Source organism: Mesorhizobium sp. M6A.T.Cr.TU.017.01.1.1 (genome assembly GCF_004023115.1).
GTDB classification, from domain to species: Bacteria; Pseudomonadota; Alphaproteobacteria; order Rhizobiales; family Rhizobiaceae; genus Mesorhizobium; species Mesorhizobium mediterraneum.
In genome coordinates, this window is record NZ_RZTA01000229.1 from 1 (window position 1) to 3,227 (window position 3,227).

At 64.7% G+C, this 3,227-nt stretch carries 4 protein-coding genes; 1 reads left to right on the top strand and 3 read right to left on the bottom strand.

Features of this window, described 5'->3' with window-relative positions:
• Positions 1–67: 67 nt before the first annotated feature.
• Positions 68–973, bottom strand: a complete 906-nt coding sequence (locus EOB36_RS33430; RefSeq protein WP_127206710.1) for a DMT family transporter — start codon at positions 971–973, stop codon at positions 68–70.
• A 617-nt stretch (positions 974–1,590) separates the two neighbouring features.
• Between EOB36_RS33430 and EOB36_RS33440 the strand changes: the two genes are divergently transcribed.
• Positions 1,591–2,097, top strand: coding sequence for an OsmC family protein (locus tag EOB36_RS33440; RefSeq protein ID WP_095483182.1), 507 nt, complete (start codon positions 1,591–1,593; stop codon positions 2,095–2,097).
• Positions 2,098–2,112: 15 nt separating this feature from the next.
• Here the strand turns inward: EOB36_RS33440 and EOB36_RS33445 are convergent, their stop codons facing one another.
• Together EOB36_RS33445 and EOB36_RS33450 are read right to left on the bottom strand one after the other, a co-directional pair.
• Positions 2,113–2,319 carry a hypothetical protein gene (locus EOB36_RS33445; RefSeq protein ID WP_095483183.1) on the bottom strand — a complete coding sequence of 69 codons (207 nt, stop codon included), beginning with the start codon at positions 2,317–2,319 and terminating at the stop codon, positions 2,113–2,115.
• Between the two features lie 126 nt (positions 2,320–2,445).
• Positions 2,446–3,075, bottom strand: coding sequence for a hypothetical protein (locus EOB36_RS33450; RefSeq protein WP_128286565.1), 630 nt, complete (start codon positions 3,073–3,075; stop codon positions 2,446–2,448).
• Between the last annotated feature and the right edge of the window lie 152 nt (positions 3,076–3,227).

Consider the following 3,227-nt stretch of genomic DNA (forward strand, 5'->3'; position numbering starts at 1 on the left):
GACTTGGGGGTGGCCCGTCAAACCCAACAATGCTTTGAACCCATGATGGTTCCACGACTTTGCAAATTTATTTCAGAGGCAGACTTTCCCGGGCAGAGCGCTGCCTCGCCGCTTGCCAGTCGCGCCCGGCATGGGCGAACACCGCGCAGAGCACGATGGCGCCGCCGATCATGCTGGCGGCCGGCGGGATCTCGGCCAGGAACAGGAAGGCGAACAGGATCGCGAACGGCACCTCAGCCGAACCCAGCAAGCCGGATTCGGCCGCTGGAATGAGCCGCGCGCCCTCCGTCCACAGGATCGAGGCCAGCGCGAAAGACGCGCCGAAGGCGACGAGCAGCACTGCGTCTCTGGTTGAGACGGCTAGCGGGTCGGTGACGAACCAGCCGAGCACGAACAGGAGGAATGCCGATACCGCACCGGCCCACACCACAGGCGTGTCACGGAAGGCGCGCACCATGATCATGTAGAGCGCGGCGCCGACCGTCATCAGCAGCGCCAGCCCGTCGCCGAACAGATTACCGGTGCCGAAGCCGGACCAGACCATGATCGCCACACCGCTGAGCGACACGGCCGCGGCAGCAAGCGTCTGCAGGCGGAAGCGCTCACGGACCAGCACGAAAGCAAGCAGCGCGGTGACGAAGGGTGCGGTGGCGTAGATGATCGCGACATTGGCGACGAAGGTGAATTTGAACGCCGAAATGAAGGCGATGCTGGCCAGCGCACCCTCGATCGCCAGCAGCCAGCCGCGCCAGCCGAGGCGCAGGCTTTCACGCCTGCCGGAGCGGCGGCGGCGCCACAGCACATAGAGGGTGATCAGGATCGAGCCGACGAAGCCGCGCCAGCACGTGATGGTCAGCGGGTCGGCATGGATCGACTTGGTCAACACTCCGGTGAGGCCAAAGACGGCCGCCGACGCCGAAACCAGGATGATGCCAAGGGTGCGCTCGGCGGCGGTTTCGGTGGTGGCTGGCATGCTTAGGGATCCCGTCATGTCACCAGACTATGCTGCCTTGTCCTGACACCGTACTGTCAGCAGGGGGTGCCGCATCCTACAGTCGCTTGAGGAAATGTTCGTTGCCGATGATCAGCAGGCCGGCCGCGACGATCAGGGTTTCAGCGTACGCTACACGGGTGGAACCCTGCGCGGCGCTGCGCCAGCGGTGAGCTAGCGTTGGGGCAGGGCCTGGCGGCTCGGGTATCCCGTCCGGCCGATGCGGTTGAAGGGCGCTCCCGGGGCATGGAGCCGGGCCTTGGCCGCGCACCAGACAATACTGGAAGGCCGGCTGCGCCAGCTTTCCGGCGTGATAGAGAAGATCGGCAGACTACGGACGACCTCGCTCGAGGCGAGGCGCCAACCGCCGGGGAACTGGTGCGCTCAATGGCGCCGGACGCCAGACTCAGCGGGCTCGGACGGATGGCGTCATCGCGTGGCGGCCCCAGGTCGCATGAAAAGGCACCCGGTCTAATGACGCACCAATATCCGGACAGCTTGTCACTCTGATCCAAATGTCGTGAAATCGAGGTTTAGGCCGTAGAGTCTATTCGAGTATCGTGACGAGCGATGAAGATGACTGTCGAAAAGGGTTGGACATGGATGCCACCGGACTGAAGGCCATGCAGGCGCCGCTCAAGGACGCCTATCGCGACGACGCGTCGAGCGCGCTGGTCACGCTCAGGGCCAGGGGCTCGATCGACGACCAGTCGATCGCCTGCAAAGTTGAGACGGGCCGGGCGCTGGCCGTTGCCGGTCTCCATCCGGCTACCGGCGGTTCGGGGCTCGAACTGTGCTCGGGCGACATGCTGCTGGAGGCGCTGGTCGCTTGCGCCGGCGTGACGCTTAAGGCGGTGGCGACGGCGCTGGAGTTCAAACTCGGAGCCGCCACGGTGGAGGCCGAAGGCGATCTCGATTTTCGCGGCACCTTAGGTGTGGCAAGAGATGCGCCGGTCGGCTTCCGCGCCATCCGGCTGAATTTCATCCTCGACACCGACGAGCCACAAGAGCGCATCGACACTCTGCTCAAATTGACCGAACGCTACTGCGTGGTGTTCCAGACCATCAATGCCAAGCCGGAGCTGACGGTAAGCGCGCGCCGCTGAAACGCGCGCCGCCGGCTATTCACTTTCGCCCTCGTCGGCGAAGGGCGAGGCGCTCGGCACGCACTGCACCGACCAGCCGGCCGGCGTCGGCTGCTTCTGATATTCGGTGACGGCGGAGGTGCATTGTTCGCGGGTGTCGAACGTGCTGGGCAGCACCACCATGCCGCCTTGCGGGCCGGCAATCACCAGATACCAGACCAACGCTACGCTCGAAGCCGCCATGGGAAATTCCTCGTTTGTTGTGGGATTCGGGCGATCCTATCAACTCCGCGCGGTCGACTAAAGCGCGGCTGGCGCGGTGGTTCGCCACGGCATCACGGCGTGAGGTTCGACGTTTGTTTGAACAGCTCAGTTCGCGGCAAAGCAGTAGAACAGGCCGTCGCCGCCGGTGCTCTTCAGCGCCTCCTGACTGCAGCCGCCGCGTGAAGCGTGCGAGGAATTCCACGATTTGGCGGCGGCCGAATCGTCGAGACCGGCGCGATCGTGATGGCCCGTCATTGCCGCACCTTCTGCTCCGCTGAGCGTCCAGTCGCCGCAGGTCTGGTCGGCGATTTTCGTGCCGTCGGGCTTGGAGCCGGTCAGCACGTCGTGCCGGTTGGGCTTGTCGCCGCGGCCGTTGACCACGTTGCCCTTTTCGTCGAGCGCCGTCTGCTTGGTGATCGCGTTGGCATCGCTGTGCAGCGAAGCCACATCGTCGGCGATCTTGTCGCCCTTGGCGTTGAACCACGGTCCCTTGCCGATGCGATCGCGCGCATCGGTGTCGCTAGTCGAGAGATAGGCGCGCCATGTCTTGCCGGTCACGCCGGCGGCTTCAGCCAGCGACCCGCAATGCGCATCGGCGCCCGCCAGGCCGCCGAGATCGGCGCCCTTGCCCGAGCCGACGCTGGTGACGAAGAAGCTCATTGTCGTATCCTGTGAGGATGCGACGCCGACGGCTGCAAGCGATGTGGCGGCGGTGACGAGAAGCAGTCTGCGCATGGTGGTCCTCCGTTTTGCGAAAACTAGGCATTCCAACAACGTCGGTGGCGGCGCAATTCTTCCGCCAAAATACGCGGTGCGTCTACTCCGGCTGCCGGTAGGCGACAAAACGGTTGTGCTTGGCCTGGAAGATCAGCCCGGTTTCCCTAAGC